We start from the raw sequence: 19,184 nt of genomic DNA on the forward strand, positions 1-19,184 counted from the left end.
AGCCGGTCCCAGCCGTCGGAGCAGCCGGTCCCAGCCGTCGGAGCCGATCCCGGCGACGCAGCTGAGGCCGGCGTCGGGCGCGCGGAAGGCGACCGACCGGACGAGCCCCGACAGGTCCTGGAGTGCGTCCCGTACCGCCGACTCGCCGCCGGGGTTGACGGTGGCCACGAGGAACACGGCCGCCCGGGAGGGAGGGGCGACGACGGGTTGGACGACGACCATGGGACTCCCGCCGAGAGAAAGGAGACACGTAAAGGGGACGACCGTGACGATCTGGACAGCGTCAGCGTAGGCGCGCATGATCCGCCGCGCAGCCCGTGCGTCGGCCGGCGTCCGCCGGAAGCCGCCGCGTGGACGCCCGCGCCGTCCCGCCCTCCCGGAGTCGCCGCGCCCGGGGCCGCCGCGTACGGGGTCGCCGCATACGGGGCCGCTGCGCCCGGGGTCACCGCGTACGGGCGGGGCGGCTCCGAGTGAAGTGGCACCCGCCCACCCGCGGGCATAGCCTGCGGAGGGGGTGGCCATTCGCCGTGTCGTACCCGCATGCCCGCAGGTGAAAGGGTGAACTGCCGTGAGCACCGACCAGGACGCGCAGCACTCCCCCGCATCCGAGGAACCGGAGCCCGCGGAGCCCCGCGTGGGGCCCGTCCCCGGGGGCGACCCCGCCTTCCACCCGTACCACCACCCCGCCGCGGGCTGGGGCGCGGCCCGGAGCGTGACCGAGTTCCTCGTGCGCGAGAAGGCCCTCGTCGACGGGCCGCGCGCGATCATGCGGATGAACCACGAGAACACCGGCTTCGACTGCCCCGGCTGCGCCTGGCCCGACGACACCAAGGGCCTGCACCTGGACATCTGCGAGAACGGCATCAAGCACGTCACGTGGGAGATGACCCGCAAGCGGGTCGGGAGCGAGTTCTTCGCCGCGCACTCGGTGACCGAGCTGGCCGGGTGGAGCGACTACGCCCTCGAGAACGAGGGCCGGCTGACCGAGCCGATGGTCTACGACCCGGAGTCGGACCACTACGTGCCGATCAGCTGGAAGGACGCGTTCGAGGTCGTGGGCCGGGCGCTGCGGGGCCTCGACGACCCGAACCGGGCCTCGTTCTACACCTCGGGACGGCTCGGCAACGAGGCGACGTTCCTGTACCAGCTGATGGCCCGCGAGCTGGGCACCAACAACCTGCCCGACTGCTCCAACATGTGCCACGAGGCCAGCGGCCGCGCCCTCCAGGCCTCCCTGGGTACGGGCAAGGGCACCGTCGACCTCAAGGACTGGGAGTCCGCCGACGCGCTGTTCATCTTCGGGGTGAACGCCGCCTCGAACGCTCCCCGGATGCTGACCGCGCTCGCCGAGGCCTACCACCGCGGCGCGCAGATCGTGCACGTCAACCCGCTCGTGGAGGCCGCCGCCACCCGGACGATCGTGCCGCACGACTTCACCGACATGGCCCTCCTCAAGGCGACGAGGACCAGCACCCTCAACCTCCAGCCCCGCATCGGCGGCGACATGGCGCTGATCCGCGGGATGGCCAAGGCCGTCCTGGAACAGTCCGCCACCGACCCGAAGGCCCTCGACCAGGAGTTCATCGACCGCCACACCAGCGGCTTCGACGCGTACCGCGACGTGTGCGAGGCCACGCCCTGGGAGGAGATCGAGCGGCAGTCGGGACTGACCCGCGCCGACGTCCTGGAGGCCGCCCGCGTGTACGGGGACGCCGACCGCTCCATCGTCAGCTGGTGCCTCGGCCTCACCCAGCACGAGCACGGCGTCGACACCGTCCGGGAGATCGTGAACCTGCTGCTGCTCCGCGGCAACCTGGGGCGCGAGGGCGCAGGCCCCTCCCCCGTACGCGGACACAGCAACGTCCAGGGCAACCGCACCTGCGGCATCGACCACCGCCCCACCGACGCGTTCCTCGACCGCCTCGCCGAGGCCTGCGGGATCGAACCGCCGCGCGCGCACGGCCTGGACACGGTCCGGACCATCGAGGCCATGGAGCGCGGCGAGATCGACGTCTTCGTCGGCATGGGCGGCAACTTCGCGCTCGCCGCCCCGGACACCCCGCGGACCTGCGCGGCGCTGCGCGGCTGTGCCCTCACCGTCCAGGTCAGCACCAAGCTGAACCGCAGCCATCTGGTCCACGGGAGGCAGGCGCTGATCCTGCCGTGCCTCGGCCGGACCGAGAAGGACCACCAGCGCAAGGGCGTCCAGAGCACCTCCGTCGAGGACTCGATGAGCATGGTGCACCTGTCGCTCGGCATGAAGCGCCCGGCCTCCCCGCACCTGCTGTCCGAACCCGCGATCGTCGCCGGCATGGCACGGGCGGCGCTGCCCGACAGCCCGACGCCGTGGGAGTGGTACGTCGAGGACTACGACCGCATCCGCGACACCATGGCCAAGGCGCTGGACGGCTTCGAGGACTTCAACCGGCGGGTGCGCCTCCCGCTCGGCTTCCGCATCCGGCAGCCGGCCCGTGAGCTGGTCTTCCTCACCCCGTCCGGGCGGGCCGAGTTCTCCGCGGCCCCGCTTCCGGACGTGGTGCCCGAGCCGGGCATGCTCGCCCTGGGCACCATGCGGTCGCACGACCAGTGGAACACCACGATCTACTCCGACAACGACCGCTACCGCGGCATCAAGAACCTGCGCACGCTGGTCTTCATGAACCGGGCCGACATGCGGGAGCGCGGCATCGCCGACATGGCACCGGTCGACATCACGAGCACCGCGAGGGACGGCAGCCGGCGGTCCCTCCACGGCTGTCTCGCCGTGCCGTACGACATCCCGCGGGGCTGCGCCGCCGGGTACATGCCCGAGATGAACGTGCTGTGCGCGCTGGTCGACCACAGCACGCAGAGCGACCAGCCGATCATGAAGCACGTGAAGGTGACGATCGAGCCCGCCGCGTGAGGCCTCCCCCGCGGCCCCGGGCCCCCGGCCGGCTCGAACGGGTGCCCGGGGCGAGGCCGGCACCGGGGCCGTGACAGAGTCGTGGACGGGCCGCCGGCACCGGCACGGCCCGCACCACCGACCGACCGGGTCGCCGGACGTCCGGCCCGCGGCTCCGGGCACCCCCGGAGCGGCGCTCCGAGGAGAGGAACGAACCATGGGACGAGTGACCGTACGGCGGCGCGTCCTGCGCGTGCGCGAGGGGGACGCCTCCTACCGCCCGGACACCCTGGCCGCCGAGGAGCCGATGGAGATCCGGGTCGGCGGGCGGCCGCTGACGGTGACCATGCGGACCCCGGGCGACGACTTCGACCTCGCGGTCGGCTTCCTGGTGAGCGAGGGCGTGGTGCACTCCGCCGAGGACGTGGCCGGCATCCGCTACTGCGCGGGGGCCACGGCCGACGGCGGCAACACGTACAACGTGGTGGACGTCGGACTCGCGCCGGGTGTGGCCGCCCCCGACGCCTCCCTGGAGCGGAACTTCTACACGACCTCCTCGTGCGGTCTGTGCGGCAAGGCCAGTCTGGACGCGGTGCGCACGACGGCCGCCTGGTCGGTCGCCGAGGACCCGCTGCGGATCGGGGCGGACGTCCTCGCCGCCCTGCCGGACCGGCTGCGGGCCGCCCAGCGGGTCTTCGACAGCACGGGCGGGCTGCACGCCGCCGGGCTCTTCACCGCCGAGGGCGAACTCGTGTGCCTGCGGGAGGACGTCGGCCGGCACAACGCCGTCGACAAGGTCGTCGGCCACGCCCTGCGCGAGGGCCTCCTGCCGCTGCGCGCGTACGTCCTGATGGTGAGCGGCCGCGCCTCGTTCGAGCTGGTCCAGAAGGCGGTGATGGCCGGGATCCCGCTGCTCGCCGCGGTGTCGGCGCCGTCCTCGCTCGCCGTGGACCTGGCGGCGGAGAGCGGTCTGACGCTGGTGGGCTTCCTGCGTGGATCCTCGATGAACGTGTACACCGGCGACGAACGGCTGAGCCCCCTGCCCGTGGCCTGACCGGGCAGCCCCCCGCACCCGTCGGTGACTCCCGCCCGGTGCGCGGGTGGGAGTCACCGGTCCGGCGCTGATCCGGACGGCCCCTACTCGCCTCCCCGCCGCTCGTCGTCCGGGCGGAGGCCGACCTCCTCGCGGTCCTCCTCCAGGCGCTGTTCGAGCCGCTTCTCGTCCGGGCGGCGGGGCATGCCGCGGCTGTGTCCGGTGTCGGGGTCGCCCTCGACCTCTTCGTTGGACTTGTGGTGCGGGGCCATCGGTCTCACTCCTTGCCGTCGGTGGCGGCGGCCGCCGGGGAGGCCTCGGGGGTCTGCCCGGCTCCGTCGCCCTGCTGGATCGTGCAGTGGAGGGAGTCGCCGACGACGTCGGCGACGATCGTGTCCCCCGGTTCCGCCTCCCCGCCGAGCAGCAGGGAGGCGATGCGGTTGTCGAGCTCCGACTGGATCGTGCGGCGCAGCGGCCGGGCCCCGAACTCCGGCTGGTAGCCGTGGGACACGAGCAGTTTCTTCGCCGCCTCGGTGACGTCGAGGGTCATCCCCTGGGCGTGCACGCGGTGCTTGCTGCGGTCGAGCAGGTGGTCGACGATCTCCGCCAGGTCCTTCTCGGTGAGGCTGTGGAAGACGATGATGTCGTCGATGCGGTTGAGGAACTCGGGCAGGAAGCGGCCCCGCAGATCCTCCATCAGCTCGTCCTTGAGCTCGGCCGCGTCTCCCTGGTGGGCGAGGATCCGGTGGGCGCCGATGTTGGACGTCATGATGATCACGCAGTGCCGGAAGTCGACCGTGCGGCCCTGTCCGTCGGTGAGCCGTCCGTCGTCGAGGATCTGCAGCAGCGTGTTGAAGACGTCGGGGTGGGCCTTCTCCACCTCGTCGAAGAGGACGACGCTGTACGGGTGGCGGCGGACCTTCTCGGTGAGCTGGCCGGCCTCCTCGTAGCCGACGTACCCGGGCGGCGCCCCGACCAGCCGGGCGACGGTGTGCTTCTCCTGGAACTCGCTCATGTCGAACCGGATCATGCGGTCCTGCTCGCCGAAGAGCAGTTCGGCGAGGGTCTTGGCGAGTTCGGTCTTGCCGACGCCGGTGGGGCCGAGGAAGAGGAACGAGCCGACGGGACGGTTGGGGTCCCCCATGCCGGCGCGGTTGCGGCGCACTGCCTCGGAGACCGCGGTGACGGCCTCGTCCTGGCCGACGACCCGGGCGTGCATCTCCTCCTCCAGCCTGAGGAGGCGCTCCTTCTCGCCGGCGGTGAGCTGCGAGACGGGGATGCCGGTGCGCCGGGAGACGATGTCGGCGATGTCGGCGGCGGTGACCGAGACGACGCCCTCGCGGCGCTCCTGGATGCCGGCGAGTTCGCCCTCCACCTCGGCGATCTGCCGCTTCAGGTCCGAGGCCTTCTCGAACTGCTCACCGGCGACGGCCTGGTCCTTCTCGCGCCGGAGTTTGGCGATGCGGTCCTCGCGGCTCACGACCTCGGTGGAGCGGCCGGCGGTCCGCAGCCGTACCCGCGCGCCCGCCTGGTCGATCAGGTCGATGGCCTTGTCGGGCAGGAAGCGGTCGCTGATGTACCGGTCGGAGAGCTCGGCCGCCGCGGTGAGGGCGCCGTCGGCGAACCGCACCTGGTGGTGGGCCTCGTAGGCGTCCCGCAGCCCTTCGAGGATCTGCACGGTCTCCTCGACCGTCGGCTCCGGGATGAGGACGGGCTGGAAGCGGCGTTCGAGCGCGGCGTCCTTCTCGATGTGCTTGCGGTACTCGTCGATGGTGGTCGCGCCGACGACGTGCAGCTCGCCGCGGGCCAGGGCGGGCTTGAGCATGTTGCCCGCGTCCATCGCGCTCTCACCGGACGCGCCCGCGCCGACCACCGTGTGGAGTTCGTCGATGAAGAGGATGATGTCGCCGCCGGCCTCCTGGACGTCCTCGATGACCTTCTTGAGGCGTTCCTCGAACTGGCCGCGGTACTGCGCTCCGGCCACCAGTCCGGACAGGTCGAGCGAGACCACCCGCTTGCCCTTGAGGGTTTCGGGCACCTCGTCCGCCACGATCCGCTGGGCGAGGCCCTCGACGATGGCGGTCTTGCCGACGCCGGGCTCGCCGATGAGGACCGGGTTGTTCTTGGAGCGCCGCGAGAGGATCTCGATGGTCTGCTCGATCTCCTCGGCGCGGCCGACCACCGGGTCGAGCCGGCCGGCCTTCGCCTCGTCCGTGAGGTCCCTGCCGAACTCGTCGAGGGTGGTGGCCGGCTGCTGCGGCTTCCCCGCGGCCGGGGCGCCGCCGTCGGAGCGGACCGCCCGGTCGGTGAGGCCGCGCAGCTTCCTGACGTCGTGGTCGTCCGCGCCGAGGAGCCGGGTCGCGCCGGAGTCGGAGTCGTCGAGGAGCGCCGCGAGGATGTGCTCGGGGCCGATGTACGACACGCCCGCCTCCTGCGAGCGGCCGTAGGCGGCGGCGAGCGTGCGCTTGGCGGCGGGGGTGAGTCCGGGTTCGGAGGAGGGTTCGCCGGACTCCCGGGGCAGGACTTCGTCGAGCTGGGCAGCGAGGGCCGCCGGGTCGACGCCGACGCGGGAGAGGAGCCGGCGCGAGGGGTCGACCTGGGTGGCGGCCCACAGCAGGTGCTCCGTGTCGAGGTCGGACGTGCCGTCCTCGACGGCCTTCCGGGTGGCCAGGCTGAGGAGTTCGTGCGAGGACTCGGTCAGCAGGCGACCGATGGGGACGCGCTGGACGGCCGGGGGCGACGACGCCGGTGACATTCCGAAGAAGCGGTTCAGCATGTCGCTGAACGGGTCGGACGAACCGAGGGGTGAACCGAACGCCATCGACATGTCAGCTCCAGAGACGCATGGGGGATCATTCCCACTCAAACGTGGCGATCTGGGCTCCGCAACCGGAGTGGGAACCGCCGGGGATCACCACGCGGCGGGCGGAGTGGAGACCGCTGGGGATCACCGCCCGGCGGGCGGAATCGGGACCGCTGGGGATCACCGCCCGGCGGGCGGAGTGGGCCCCTGGGAATCACCGCCCGGCGGGCGGGCGGCGGTGCCGGGTCCCCCTCGGCTGCGGCCCCGGCGGACCGGGCGCCCGACACGCCCGCCGCGCCGTCCGGGGCGCAATCCCGGCCAGGACGCCGTGCGCGCCGACGATGACACCATGACGTCCGCGAACCCCCCGCACACCACGGGCCCGCAGGTCCGCGCCCGGACCCTGCTCCGCAACCCGAGACTGTGGCTCGTGCCGACCGTCCTGAGCGCGCTGGTCGCCGTCGGCCTCTCGCTCCTCTACATGGGCGGCATCCTCAACCCGAACGACAACCTGTACAAGCTCCCCATCGCCCTGGTCGACGCGGACCGGGGCGACCCGCTGCCCGGACAGCGGGAGAACCTGGGGAAGCAGATCACCGACTCGATCGCCGCCGGCCGCCCCTCGGCCACGGACATCGAATGGCAGCGGCTCGACCGCGCCGGGGCCCAGGAGGCGCTGTCCTCCGGCAAGGTCTACGGTGCCCTCGTCGTCCCGGAGGACTTCACCGCGTCCGTCTCCGCCCTCACGACGAACCGGGCGACGGCGCGGCCGACGATCACCGTGCTCACCAATCCGGGCCTCGGCAGCCTCGGCTCCTCGCTCGCCTCCCAGATCAACCAGAACGCGGCCCATCAGGCGTCGCTGACCATCGGCAAGCAGCTCTCGGCGTCCAGTGACGTCCCGACGACCCGACTGCTGCTGGCCGACCCGGTCGCCGTGAGCACCCGGGTCGGCCATCCGATCGGCCGGCACAGCGGCCTGGGCCTGACCGCCTTCTACTACACGCTGCTGCTCGTCCTCGGCGGGTTCATCGGAGGCAACCTGGTCAACAGCGGGGTCGACACCGCGCTCGGCTACGCCGACAGCGAGATCGGCCCGTGGCACTCCCGGCATGCCGCGGTCCCGATCGACCGCACGCAGACGCTGGTCCTGAAGATGGTGATGACGGCGGGGATCTCGCTCCTCACCACCACCCTCGTCATGGTCGCCACGATCGCCCTGCTCGGCATGGACGCCTCACACCTGGCGATGCTGGGGCTGTTCTCGTACTGCGCGACGGTCGCCGTCGGTCTGGGCGTGCAGGCCATCAACGCCGCGTTCGGCGGGATCGGCCAGCTCGTCTCCATGTTCATCTTCATCGCGCTGGCGCTGCCCTCCTCCGGCGCCACCGTGCCGCTGGAGGCCACCCCGGCGTTCTACCGCTTCCTCGGCCTCTTCGAGCCGATGCACCAGCTCAGCGCGGGGGTCCGGGCCATCCTCTACTTCGACGCCCAGGCCGACGCGGGCCTGGCCCGCGGCTGGATCATGATCGCCGTCGGTACGGTCCTGGCGCTGGTCTTCGGCTTCGCCATGACCCGGTACTACGACAGCCGGGGCCTGCGCCGCCTCACCCCGCAGCTCTCCTGAGCCGCGGGGCGGGGGGCCGGCCCGGTCCGCCGGGAAGCGTCCTGCCGGTCACGCCGGGCGCGCCGGGCTCGCCGGGACCAGATCGGCGGGCGCCGCCTCAGCGCCAGTCGTCGTAGGGCGGCGGGGGCTCCTCCGTACCGTCCATGTCGTAGGGCGGCTCCTCGTCGTCGAAGGCAGCGTCGTGCTCCGGCGCGGAGACCGCGGAGCGGCCGGAGTCGGCGGTACGTGCGGTGCGCGCGGTACGTGTGGTCCGGGCGCCGGGGACCGCCGGGGCGGGCTCGGCGGGCGTCCCGCCGGGCGCGGTCTCCGCGGCGGCCGGGGTGGCGCCTCCCGGGGTGGCCCCGCTCTCCGCAAGGGCCTCCAGCACCCCCTCCCCGTACTTGGCGAGCTTGGCCTCGCCGACGCCGCCGACGGTCCCAAGCTCCTCGACCGTGCCGGGGACCAGCGTCGCGATCTCGCGCAGCGTGGCGTCGTGGAAGACGACGTACGCCGGGACGCCCTGCTCGCGTGCCGTCGCTGCCCGCCAGGCGCGCAGCGCCTCGAAGACCGGAACCGCGGCGGCCGGCAGGTCGACCGGCACGCGGGCGCTCTTCCCGGAGCGCCCGCCGGACTCCTTGCGGGTGGCGGCCGGGGCCTTCTCCTTGCGCAGGGTGACGGTGCGGCGGCCGCCGAGGACCTCGCCGCTCTGCTCGGTGAGCACGAGCGTGCCGTAGTCGCCCTCCACCGCGAGGAGACCGAGGCCGAGGAGCTGGCGCACCACTCCGCGCCACTCGGCGGTGCCCAGCTCCGAGCCCACGCCGAACACCGAGAGGCCGTCGTGGTCGAACTGGATGACCTTGGCCGTCTTCTTGCCCTGGAGGATGTCGATGATCTGGCCGGCGCCGAACTTCTGGCGCCGCTCCTTGGCGAGGCGCCAGACGGTGGACAGCAGCTTCTGCGCGGCGACGGTGCCGTCCCAGGACTCGGCCGGCGTCAGACAGGTGTCGCAGTTGCCGCAGGGCGTGCCCGACTGGCCGAAGTAGGCGAGGAGGCGTACCCGGCGGCAATCGACCGTCTCGCAGAGCGCGAGCATGGCCTCCAGGTGCATGGTCAGGGCGCGCCGGTGCTGCTCGTCGCCCTCGGAGCCGTCGATCATCTTCCGCTGCTGGACGACGTCCTGGAGGCCGTACGCCAGCCAGGCGGTGGCGGGCTCGCCGTCGCGTCCGGCGCGGCCGGTCTCCTGGTAGTAGCCCTCGACCGACTTGGGCAGGTCGAGATGGGCCACGAAGCGGACGTCGGGCTTGTCGATGCCCATGCCGAAGGCGATGGTCGCCACCACGACGACGCCGTCCTCCCGCAGGAAGCGGGCCTGGTTCGCCGCGCGGTCCCGGGCGTCCATTCCCGCGTGGTACGGGACGGCGTCGATGCCGTTCTCCACGAGGAGGGCCGCGGTCTTCTCCACCGAGGCGCGGGAGAGGCAGTAGACGACGCCGGCGTCCCCCTCGTGCTCGGTCCTGATCAGTTCGAGCAGCTGCTTGTGCGGGCTGTTCTTCGGGACGATGCGGTACTGGATGTTCGGCCGGTCGAAGCCGGCGACGAAGTGACGGGCGTCCTCCAGGCCCAGCCGGGTGGCGATCTCCCGGTGGGTGGCCTCGGTGGCCGTGGCGGTCAGCGCGATGCGCGGCACCTTGGGCCAGCGCTCGTGGAGCATGGAGAGCGCGAGGTAGTCCGGCCGGAAGTCGTGACCCCACTGGGCCACGCAGTGCGCCTCGTCGATGGCGAAGAGCGACACCTTGCCGCGGTCGAGGAGCCGCTGGGTGCCCTCGGTGCGGAGCCGCTCGGGGGCGAGGTAGAGCAGGTCCAGTTCGTCGGCGAGGAAGGCCTGCTCGACGGCCTGCCGCTCGTACGGGTCCTGGGTGGAGTTGAGGAAGCCGGCCCGCACCCCGAGGGCCCGGAGCGCGTCCACCTGGTCCTGCATGAGGGCGATCAGCGGCGAGACGACGACCCCGGTGCCGTCCCTGACCAGGGCGGGGATCTGGTAGCAGAGGGACTTTCCGCCGCCGGTCGGCATCAGCACGAGGGCGTCGCCGCCGTCGACGACCTGGTCGATGATCTCCTGCTGCTCGCCGCGGAAGGAGCTGTAGCCGAAGACGCGGTGCAGCACCTGTGCTGCCTCGGAGATCACGGCGGAGCCGTCGGAAAGGACCATTCACCCACCCTATCGGCCGCCGCGGACACCCCCGGTCGCTCCGGCGAAACCTGTGGACAACCTCCCGTCTCCCCCTCCGGGCGCACCGGCCCGCGCCGTACGATCGGGTCCCCCGACGGGTACCGAGGCGGGGCGCAGGCAACGCACGGGGACGTCCGCGCGTCCTTCCGGGCGGGGACGCATCGGCCGATGCACCTGCCACGGCCACAGGAAAGCAGGACACATCGTGAGCGACAGGGCCCGCACTCTCTTCGACGCGCTCGACCTCGACCATGACGGGAGCCTGACGCGCATCGAGGTGATCAACGCGCTGCGGGCGAAGGGCCCGACCCTGGCCGCGCAGGGCGTGATCCCGGCGTGGGGCGTGGGGACCGACGACGACGCCTCGGCCCTGTTCGACCAGGCCGACCAGAACGGCGACCGGGTCCTGTCCTTCGAGGAGTTCGCCGCGCTGGTCGACCGGCGCTTCGGCTGGTGACGCCGGACCGCGCCCCGGAAGACGGAGGACCGGCACCGCGCCGGCCGCGCGGTGCCGGTCCGACGGCCGGGAGGCCGGGTCAGTAGACGACGGGCAGGAGTCCGGTGACCGGCGCGGCCTGGTCGGTGAGCTGGCGGAGCTGGTTCAGCTCGTTCACCCGGCTGATCCCGCCGAGCTGACCGGCGATTCCGGGGAACTGCGCCTTGGACTCCGCGGGGATCCCGGTGGTGGCGAGCGCGTCGAGCTCGGCGATCGGGCTGATCGGCGGGCCGAGCGGGCTGGTGGCGGCGACGGCCTGCGTCGCGGACGCGCCGAGGCACGAGAAGGCGGCGGCGACGGCGAGAACTGAGGAAATGCGTCGTGTAGAGATCACACCCTCACAACGCGCCCGCCCCTCCGCCGGACACGGCCGCGCGACGCCCGCACCCGCCGAAAGCACCACGAAGGGGCCGGCGGACCGCGCCGCCGGGGGTCCGGCCGGGCGAGGCGCGCCTGTCCGCCCGGACCGACCCGGCGTGCGGATGGCTCCCGCGTGGCTGTGGACCGCTCAGGCGTGGCGTACGGACCGCTCCCCGGCGTGGCGAGGCGGGGGCCCGGGTGCGGACCGGTGAACCTCGCAGGAGGGATCCGGACCCGGCCGCCGTCCCCCTCACGGAAGGAGCGTCCGATGCTGCGCAGGCTGCTGCTCGACGCGGCGCACACCCTGGTGCCGCCGAAGGGAGACCCGCACGGGCCGCTGCCTCCGCTCATGCTGACGCTCACCCTGGTCACCGGTCTGGTGGACGCCGTGAGCTATCTCGGGCTCGGGAACGTGTTCGTGGCCAACATGACCGGCAACGTCGCCCTCCTGGGGTTCGCCCTCGCGGGGACCGCGGGCCTGTCGGCGTCCGCCACGGCCGTCTCGCTGGCCTCGTTCCTCGCCGGCGCGGCGGCCGGCGGCCGGTTCGGCGCCCGGTTCGCCGCGCACCGCGGACGGCTGCTCGCCGCGGCGCTCGCCCTGGAGGCGCTGCTGGTGGCCGCCGCGCTCGTCGTCGCGCTCGTGGAGCGCGGCGGGCCGGGCACGCCGGGCCGGTACGCCCTGATCGTGTGCCTCGGCCTCGCCATGGGGACGCAGACGGCGGTGGCCCGCCGGATCGGCGTACCGGACCTCACCACGACCGTGCTGACCCAGACCCTGACCGGACTGGCCTCGGACTCCGGGCGGCCCGGTGACGGGGGTCCGCGGGCCGGCCGTCAGGTCCTGGCCGTCCTCGCGATGGTCCTGGGCGCCCTGGCCGGCGCCGCCCTGCTCGGCGCGGGGCTCGCGGTCGTCCTCGGGGTGGCCCTCGCCCTGCTGGTGGGGGCCGCGGCGGTCACGAGCCGCCTGGCCACGACGGGTGCCGGGTGGGCCAGACCGTAGCGCCGCCGGGCCCTGGCACGGTCCGGCCGTCGCGTCGTCAGGCCGTGGCTGCGTCAGGCCGTGACGTCCGCCGTCGGTACGGCCCCGGCGGGGGCGGCCCGCGGAGGGGTCGGCGCCGTGTCGCGTACGGGGTGGCGGCTCAGGATCGAGACGCGGTTGAACGCGTTGATGGCGATCGCCACCCAGAGGACCGCGGAGATCTCGTCGTCGCTCAGGACCGCCCGGGCCTCGCCGTAGGCCCGGTCCTGCCCGAGGCGGTCCGCCGGGTCGGTGGTGGCCTCCGCGAGGGCGAGCGCCGCGCGCTCCCGCGGGGTGAAGAGCTCGGTCTCCCGCCAGGCGGGGAGCACGCCCAGGCGCCGGGTGGTCTCGCCGGCCCGGAGCGCGGCCCGGGTGTGGACGTCGAGGCAGGAGGCGCAGCCGTTGATCTGCGAGACACGGAGGTTGACCAGCTCGACCAGGATCCGGTCGAGTCCCGCGTCGGTGGCGGTGGTGCGGACGGCGTCGGCCGTGCGGACCAGCGCCCGGTAGGCGGCCGGGCTCTGCTTGTCGAGGTAGACCCGGCGGCCCTCGGTCGGGCCCTCGGCCGGGCTGTCGGTCCGGCCGTTGTGCGCGCTGCGACCATGGGTCATGCGCTCCTGGGCCAGGCCGCCGCCCAAGCCGTCGTTAACGTCGGTCACGTCGGTCACGTCGTTCACCATGCGCTCCTTCGAGGAGTCCGTGCGCATCACGGCCTCTGGGGCTATGATCATCCATAGTTGTTGAAAGCGAAACTATATCGCGGCGGGCTCGTCGTGCGGAGAGGGGTCGGTCATGGGCGACACGGAGGTCGAGGTTCTCTCCGCGCGGGACGTCCCACTGGGCGGACCGCGCGCCATGACCGTACGGCGCACCCTTCCCCAGCGGTCCCGGACGCTGATCGGCGCCTGGTGCTTCGTCGACCACTACGGCCCCGACCGGGTCGCCGAGTCCGGCGGCATGGACGTCGCCCCGCACCCGCACACCGGGCTGCAGACCGTGAGCTGGCTCTTCGGCGGGGAGATCGAGCACCGCGACAGCCTGGGCAGCCACGCGTTCGTGCGACCCGGGGAGCTGAACCTCATGACCGGCGGCCACGGCATCAGCCACACCGAGGTCTCCACTCCCGGCACCACCGTCCTGCACGGCGTACAGCTGTGGGTGGCGCTCCCCGACGCGCACCGCCACGCGCCCCGCGACTTCCAGCACCACGCACCCGCCCCGGTGCGGCACGACGGCGCCGAGATCCGGGTGTTCCTCGGCTCGCTCGCCGGCGAGACCTCCCCCGTGCGGACCTTCACCCCGCTCCTCGGCGCCGAGCTGCTTCTCGACCCCGGCGCCACGGTCGTCCTGCCCGTCGACCCGGCCCACGAGCACGGACTCCTCGTCGACGAGGGGGACGTCCGGCTCGCCGGAACCCGCCTCCGCCCGGCGGAACTGGGGTACGTCGGCACCGGACGCGACACCCTGACCCTGGCGAACGACTCCGACCACCGCGCGCGTGCCGTCCTCATCGGCGGTACGCCCTTCGGCGAGGAGATCGTCATGTGGTGGAACTTCATCGGCCGCAGCCACCAGGACATCGCCGAGGCCCGCGAGGACTGGGAGCGCGCCTCCGACCGCTTCGGGCACGTCGAGGGCTACCCCGGCGACCGCCTCCCCGCGCCGCCCTGCTCGGCGCGGGGCTCGCGGTCGTCCTCGGGGTGGCCCTCGCCCTGCTGGTGGGGGCCCCGCCGCGCCCGATGAGGAGCAGAGCCGCGACCTCGACCTCCTCCTCGCCGTGGGGCAGCTCTTCGCACTCGTCGTCCACGGCCAGCTGGTCCTGGAGCAGGCGCGCCTGACGGGCCTCGACGAGGACGTGCTGGACGAGCTGTTCGCCGTGCTCGTCCGTGACTTCTCCGCCCACGCCTCGGACGATTCTACGGGACCGGCCCCGGAGACCTCCGGGGCCGGTCCCGCACGGCGGGGTGCTACTGCGCCATCTCGTACGTGCCCGACAGTGCCTCCACGCGCTGCCACACCCGGGCCGAGCGGGCCTCGTCGACGACCGGGCGCCGGACGGCGCCGAGGGCCCAGGCCTGCTGCGGCTCGGTGGCGGAGTCCTTGCCGTGCAGTTCGACGGCGTGGGCGGAGAAGTCACGGACGAGCACGGCGAACAGCTCGTCCAGCACGTCCTCGTCGAGGCCCGTCAGGCGCGCCTGCTCCAGGACCAGCTGGCCGTGGACGACGAGTGCGAAGAGCTGCCCCACGGCGAGGAGGAGGTCGAGGTCGCGGCTCTGCTCCTCATCGGGCGCGGCGGTCCGCACGAACTCGCAGAGCGCGTCGGCCTGTTCACGGAAGCGGGCGACGTTCGGCACGGCCGCGTACGCGTCGTACGCCGGCCGCCAGTCGTGGAAGCGGACCGATCCCAGGCCGCGGGCCGGGCCCTGCCGGAAGAGGAAGGTGTCGTCGACCGCGTCCAGCCGGGTCGGCACGGGCGCGTAGTCGGCCGGGTCGAGGAGGTGGTTCCGCATGAACTTCAGGATCAGCGCCAGGTTGACGTGGACCGTGCCCTCCAGCTTGGGGAGGCCGCGGATCTCGACGGCCGCCTGCGCGAAGTAGTTGTCCTTCTCGAAGCCCTTGGCGGCGATGACGTCCCACATCAGGTCGATGACCTTCTCGCCCTCCGTGGTCACCTTCATCTTCGTCATCGGGTTGAAGAGGAGGTAGCGGCGGTCCTCGGGACCGGCCGAGCGGAAGTAGTCGACGGCGCGGTCGCTGAACAGCTTCATGCCGACCAGCCGGACGTACGCGTCGGCCAGCTCGCGCCGCACGTGCGGGAAGGCGGTGACGGGGCGGCCGTAGAGGACGCGGTTCCGGGCGTGCGTGACGGCCTCGTACATCGCGTGCTCGCAGATGCCGATCGAGGCGGTGCACAGGTTGAACTTGCCGACGTTGACGGTGTTGAGCGCGGCGTCGAAGGCGGCCCGGCCGGTGTGCAGGACGTCCTCGGCGGCGACCGGGTAGTCCTCCAGGCGGAACTCGCTGACGAACTTGGAGGAGTCGACGACGTTCTTGACCAGGTGGTAGGCCGGGTGGCGGCTGTCGGCGGCGAAGAAGACGTAGCCGTCGGGGCCCTCGACGTCGGTGCGGCGGCCGAAGACGGAGACGAGCCCGGCGGCGTTGCCGTTGCCGATGTAGTACTTGGATCCGGTGGCGCGGAAGCCGCCGTCGGCCTGCGGCTCCAGGAGCATGTCGGTGGAGTAGATGTCGGCGCCGTGCGTCTTCTCGGACAGACCGAAGGCGAACACCTCTCCCTGGGAGAGGAGTTCGGCGGCGCGGGCGCGGGCGGCGGCGTTGTCGCTCTGCCAGACCGGGCCGAGGCCGAGGATGGTGACCTGCCAGGCGTACCAGTAGTCCAGGCCGTAGAAGCCGAGGATCTCGTTGAGGGCGGCGATCCGGGCGGTGTCCCAGCGCTTGTCCGCCCCGTCCCCGGCGGCGCCGGCCTCGGCGGAGGGCGTCAGGAAGGTCTCGAAGAGTCCCTCCTCGGCGGAGAACGCGAGGAAGTCGCCCAGCCAGGCGCGGGTCCGGTAGTCCTCGATCAGCCGGCGCTTGCCGCGGGCCTCGAACCAGTCGACGGTGGCGCGGAGCAGCCGCCGGGTCTCCGGGTCGAAGTGCGCCGGGTCGTAGGTATGCGGATTGAAGAGCAGCGAGTCGGCCATGGGCTCCGTCTTTCGGTCCGGTGGAGTGCGGTGGGGTGGGGCGGTGGTCGTGGCGGTGCGGGGGCGCGTTTCAGCGCGCCTCAGCGCTCGGCGGCGAGCCGGTGGAGGGTGGCGAGGACGTCGTCGAGCCAGGCGAGCGTCATGCGCTCGTACGCGATGCCGCCGCGCAGGACGACGTGCTGGAGTTCACGGCCTGGGTCGAGTGCGCCGGTCGCCGTGGCTCCGCCGGGCGCGGGTGCGTCGGACGCCGCATGCGCCGGGAAGTCGCGGGCCTCGCCCGTCAGGTAGTGGGCGAGGCGGTCGGTGTGTGCCCGGTGGTGCCGTTCGACCTCGGTGATCAGCGCGGCGGGATCGTCGAAGGCCGCGCCGCGGATCTTGACCGCGAGATCGTGCCGGATGCTCTCGGGCTCGATGGGCTCGTGCAGCCAGCTGGACAGGGCGGCCTGCCCGAGGTCCGCGACGGTGCACTCCTTCTTGTCCGGACGGCCCTGCTGCGGCACGTCACGGACGACGATCCAGCCGTCGGTCTCCATCCGCCTGAGCACGCGGTAGATCTGCTGGTGGCTGGCCGTCCAGAAGTACCCGATGGACCGCTCGAAGCGGCGGGCCAGCTCGTAGCCGGACCCGGGCTTCTCCAGCAGGGACACGAGAATCGCGTGTTCGATCGCCACACCGGAATCCTTCTATGCAACTCGTTGCATAGGCAAGTCCGGGCGCCCCGGTGAGACGCGGCTCACCGCGCACGGGCCCGGTCGCCGCACCGGGGTACGGGCCGCTCAGCCCCGCTCGGCGGCCCGGTCGAGTTCCTCGTCGAGCGCCATCGCGGCCGTGATGAGGGCGAGGTGGGTGAACGCCTGCGGGAAGTTGCCGAGCTGCTCGCCGGTACGTCCGATCTCCTCCGCGAAGAGTCCGACGTGGTTGGCGTAGGTGAGCATCTTGTCCATCGCGTAGCGGGCTTGGTCGAGGCGGCCGGCCCGGGCGAGGGCCTCCACGTAGAGGAAGCTGCACAGCGAGAAGGTGCCCTCCGAGCCGCGCAGCCCGTCGGGGGACGCCTCGGGGTTGTAGCGGTAGACCAGGCTGTCGGTGACCAGCTCGCGGTCCATGGCGTCGAGCGTGGACAGCCAGGAGGGCGCCCTCGGCGAGATGAAGCCGACGAGCGGCATGAGCAGCAGGGACGCGTCGAGCACCTCGCTGTCGTAGTGCTGGACGAAGGCCCCGCGCTCGGGGTTCCAGCCGCGCTCCATGACCTGGACCAGGATCGCGTCGCGCTGCGCGGTCCAGCGGCCGAGGTCGGCGGGGCGGGCGTACGCGGTGGCGAGGCGGATGCCGCGGTCGAGGGCCACCCAGCACATCATCCGGCTGTACGTGAAGTCCTTGCGGCCGCCCCGGGTCTCCCAGATGCCCTCGTCGGGGCGGTCCCAGTGGTCGCAGAGCCAGTCGAGGAGCGCGGCGAAGCCCTGCCACCCCTCGTAGCCGGCGAGTTCGGTCACGTCGGACGAGTGGGTCATGGCATAGGCGAACTCGCCGTAGATGTCGAGCTGGAGCTGGTCGGCGGCCCCGTTCCCGGCCCGGACGGGGAAGGAGCCGCGGTAGCCGGACAGGTGCTCCAGGACCTCCTCGGCCAGGTGGGGGTCGCCGTCGACCCGGTACATGATCTGCATCGGCTCCCCGCCGGGCGGGCGGGGAGCGCGCCCGCGCCCGCCGAGCCAGCGGCGGAACGCGTCGGCCTCCTCGACGTACCCGAGGTCGAGGAGGACCCGGACCGAGAGGGAGGCGTCGCGGATCCAGGTGTAGCGGTAGTCCCAGTTCCGCTCGCCGCCGATCTGCTCCGGCAGTCCCATGGTGGGGGCGGCGATCGGCGCGCCGGACGGGGCGTAGATGAGCAGTTTGAGGGTGATGGCCGAGCGGTTCACCATGCTCTGCCAGCGTCCCCGGTAGCGACAGCGGCGCATCCATCCGTGCCAGAAGAGGCGGGTCTCCTCCAGGGCGGCCTCCAGGGCCTTCTCGGTGATCGGCTCGGGGGCGGCGCCGCCGGGGGCGCAGGTCTCCAGGACGATTCCGGTGGTCTCGCCGTGCCGGAGGGTGACGGCGCCGCGGACGTCCCGGCCGTCAGCCTCCAGGGGGATGCCGCTCCGCAGGTGTACGTCGAGGTCGGGGCCGTGGAAGGCCGCGGCGGCGCCGTCGAGCGTGAGGGTGTGCGGCGCGCGGCCGTAATCGAAGCGCGGCCGGCAGGCGACGTCGAAGGTGAGGGTGCCGCGGACCACTCGCAGGGCCCTGACGAGTCGGTGCCGGTCGGTGGGTACGTCGGGCCGCGGGGCGACCGGCATGAAGTCGACGACCTCGCCGACGCCCTCCGGGGTGAGGAACCGGGTGATCAGGACGGCCGTGTCGGGCAGGTAGAGCTGGCGGACGGTGACGTCCTCGTGGGCGGGCGCGGGCGCGATGGTGAAGTGACCGCCGCGCTCCTGGTCGAGCAGCGAGGCGAAGATGCTCGGCGAGTCGAAGCGGGGCGCGCAGAACCAGTCGACGGCGCCGTCGGCGGAGACCAGGGCGGCGGTCTGGAGGTCGCCGATCAGTCCGTGGTCGGCGATCGGAGGGTACCCGGGCACGAGCCGCCACCTCGATTCTCCCGCGGCTCCGGGCCTCCGGCGCCGCTCGGCTCCACCCAACCCGGCACCGGCCGAACCGGCAACGCGAACGACCCGACCGGGCGAATGCGATGCCGCGCCCGGCTACCGACGCGCCCTTCCTGCGTCGCCCGTCCGGTACGTCGTGGCCGCGGCCGGTCCGTGCGGTGTACGCGGCTCCGCGTCCGGCGGGCCCGCCGGAGGCCGACTCCGGGCCGTGCCGTGTACGCGGGTCCGCGACATCGGGCCAGGGCGCGAACCGGCCATTCGGTCGCCCGGACGGAGGGCACGATTCCGGCATTGAGGGGCGGTCGCGTCCGGACCGGCGGCGCCCGGACGCTTTCGCGGCAGGCGACGGGACGTCCGTACGGCGGCGTGGCGCCCGGGCGCCACGCCGCCGTACGGACGTCCCGTCGCCTGCCGCGAAAG

The 19,184-nt window shown here is 72.9% G+C and carries 15 protein-coding genes and 1 pseudogene; 7 read left to right on the top strand and 9 right to left on the bottom strand.

Translation table 11 applies throughout. The annotated features are described in order from the left end of the window. On the bottom strand, positions 1-222 hold a 222-nt coding region (locus EAO70_RS27635; protein ID WP_187284069.1), incomplete at its 3' end, for a Dyp-type peroxidase domain-containing protein. Positions 223-634: 412 nt separating this feature from the next. Here EAO70_RS27635 and EAO70_RS27645 point away from each other — a divergent pair. Both EAO70_RS27645 and fdhD read left to right on the top strand, forming a co-directional pair. Beyond that, the gene (locus tag EAO70_RS27645) at positions 635-2,905 is read left to right on the top strand and encodes an FdhF/YdeP family oxidoreductase (RefSeq protein ID WP_187284078.1); all 2,271 of its coding nucleotides are present in this window, start codon (positions 635-637) and stop codon (positions 2,903-2,905) included. Positions 2,906-3,101: 196 nt separating this feature from the next. After that, complete coding sequence (gene fdhD, locus EAO70_RS27650) at positions 3,102-3,938, top strand: formate dehydrogenase accessory sulfurtransferase FdhD (RefSeq protein WP_148005613.1); 837 nt, start codon at positions 3,102-3,104, stop codon at positions 3,936-3,938. Positions 3,939-4,021: 83 nt separating this feature from the next. Here fdhD and EAO70_RS38175 read toward each other — a convergent pair whose 3' ends face one another. Both EAO70_RS38175 and EAO70_RS27655 read right to left on the bottom strand, forming a co-directional pair. After that, positions 4,022-4,189 (bottom strand): hypothetical protein, encoded by a 168-nt coding sequence (locus EAO70_RS38175; protein ID WP_187284070.1) that lies wholly within the window; start codon positions 4,187-4,189, stop codon positions 4,022-4,024. Between the two features lie 5 nt (positions 4,190-4,194). Continuing rightward, positions 4,195-6,744, bottom strand: coding sequence for an ATP-dependent Clp protease ATP-binding subunit (locus EAO70_RS27655; RefSeq protein WP_148005614.1), 2,550 nt, complete (start codon positions 6,742-6,744; stop codon positions 4,195-4,197). Between the two features lie 325 nt (positions 6,745-7,069). Between EAO70_RS27655 and EAO70_RS27660 the strand changes: the two genes are divergently transcribed. Further along, on the top strand, positions 7,070-8,347 hold the full coding sequence (locus EAO70_RS27660) for a YhgE/Pip domain-containing protein (RefSeq protein ID WP_148005615.1): 1,278 nt from the start codon (positions 7,070-7,072) through the stop codon (positions 8,345-8,347). Between the two features lie 97 nt (positions 8,348-8,444). On the opposite strand, the gene recQ is transcribed toward EAO70_RS27660, so the two are convergent. After that, complete coding sequence (gene recQ, locus EAO70_RS27665) at positions 8,445-10,535, bottom strand: DNA helicase RecQ (RefSeq protein WP_148005616.1); 2,091 nt, start codon at positions 10,533-10,535, stop codon at positions 8,445-8,447. Between the two features lie 226 nt (positions 10,536-10,761). Between recQ and EAO70_RS27670 the strand changes: the two genes are divergently transcribed. Beyond that, positions 10,762-11,013, top strand: a complete 252-nt coding sequence (locus EAO70_RS27670; RefSeq protein ID WP_148005617.1) for an EF-hand domain-containing protein — start codon at positions 10,762-10,764, stop codon at positions 11,011-11,013. A 79-nt stretch (positions 11,014-11,092) separates the two neighbouring features. On the opposite strand, the gene EAO70_RS27675 is transcribed toward EAO70_RS27670, so the two are convergent. Continuing rightward, positions 11,093-11,386: a hypothetical protein gene (locus EAO70_RS27675; protein ID WP_148005618.1), complete on the bottom strand. Its 294-nt coding sequence runs from the start codon at positions 11,384-11,386 to the stop codon at positions 11,093-11,095. A gap of 297 nt (positions 11,387-11,683) precedes the next feature. Here EAO70_RS27675 and EAO70_RS27680 point away from each other — a divergent pair, with 297 nt between their 5' ends. Continuing rightward, positions 11,684-12,412: a YoaK family protein gene (locus tag EAO70_RS27680; protein WP_148005661.1), complete on the top strand. Its 729-nt coding sequence runs from the start codon at positions 11,684-11,686 to the stop codon at positions 12,410-12,412. Positions 12,413-12,465: 53 nt separating this feature from the next. Here the strand turns inward: EAO70_RS27680 and EAO70_RS27685 are convergent, their stop codons facing one another. After that, positions 12,466-13,041: a carboxymuconolactone decarboxylase family protein gene (locus tag EAO70_RS27685; RefSeq protein WP_148005662.1), complete on the bottom strand. Its 576-nt coding sequence runs from the start codon at positions 13,039-13,041 to the stop codon at positions 12,466-12,468. Between the two features lie 181 nt (positions 13,042-13,222). Between EAO70_RS27685 and EAO70_RS27690 the strand changes: the two genes are divergently transcribed. Both EAO70_RS27690 and EAO70_RS39605 read left to right on the top strand, forming a co-directional pair. Beyond that, positions 13,223-14,173 (top strand): pirin family protein, encoded by a 951-nt coding sequence (locus EAO70_RS27690; protein ID WP_148005619.1) that lies wholly within the window; start codon positions 13,223-13,225, stop codon positions 14,171-14,173. Beyond that, a pseudogene (locus EAO70_RS39605) lies at positions 14,160-14,340 on the top strand (acyl-CoA dehydrogenase); the annotation flags it as partial. The gene EAO70_RS27690 and the pseudogene EAO70_RS39605, both read left to right, overlap by 14 nt. A 57-nt stretch (positions 14,341-14,397) precedes the next feature. On the opposite strand, the gene EAO70_RS27700 reads toward EAO70_RS39605, so the two are convergent. The 3 genes from EAO70_RS27700 to EAO70_RS27710 all read right to left on the bottom strand — a co-directional run bounded on the left by EAO70_RS27700 (position 14,398) and on the right by EAO70_RS27710 (position 18,737). Next, entirely contained in the window at positions 14,398-16,128 is a 1,731-nt protein-coding gene (locus EAO70_RS27700) for an acyl-CoA dehydrogenase family protein (RefSeq protein WP_148005620.1), read from the bottom strand. Between the two features lie 80 nt (positions 16,129-16,208). Next, positions 16,209-16,799: a PadR family transcriptional regulator gene (locus EAO70_RS27705; RefSeq protein WP_148005621.1), complete on the bottom strand. Its 591-nt coding sequence runs from the start codon at positions 16,797-16,799 to the stop codon at positions 16,209-16,211. A gap of 105 nt (positions 16,800-16,904) precedes the next feature. Then, positions 16,905-18,737 (bottom strand): glycoside hydrolase family 15 protein, encoded by a 1,833-nt coding sequence (locus EAO70_RS27710; RefSeq protein ID WP_148005622.1) that lies wholly within the window; start codon positions 18,735-18,737, stop codon positions 16,905-16,907. Positions 18,738-19,184 lie beyond the last annotated feature (447 nt).

The sequence above is a fragment of the Streptomyces sp. adm13(2018) genome (genome assembly GCF_008042145.1).
Classification (GTDB): Bacteria; Actinomycetota; Actinomycetes; order Streptomycetales; family Streptomycetaceae; genus Streptomyces.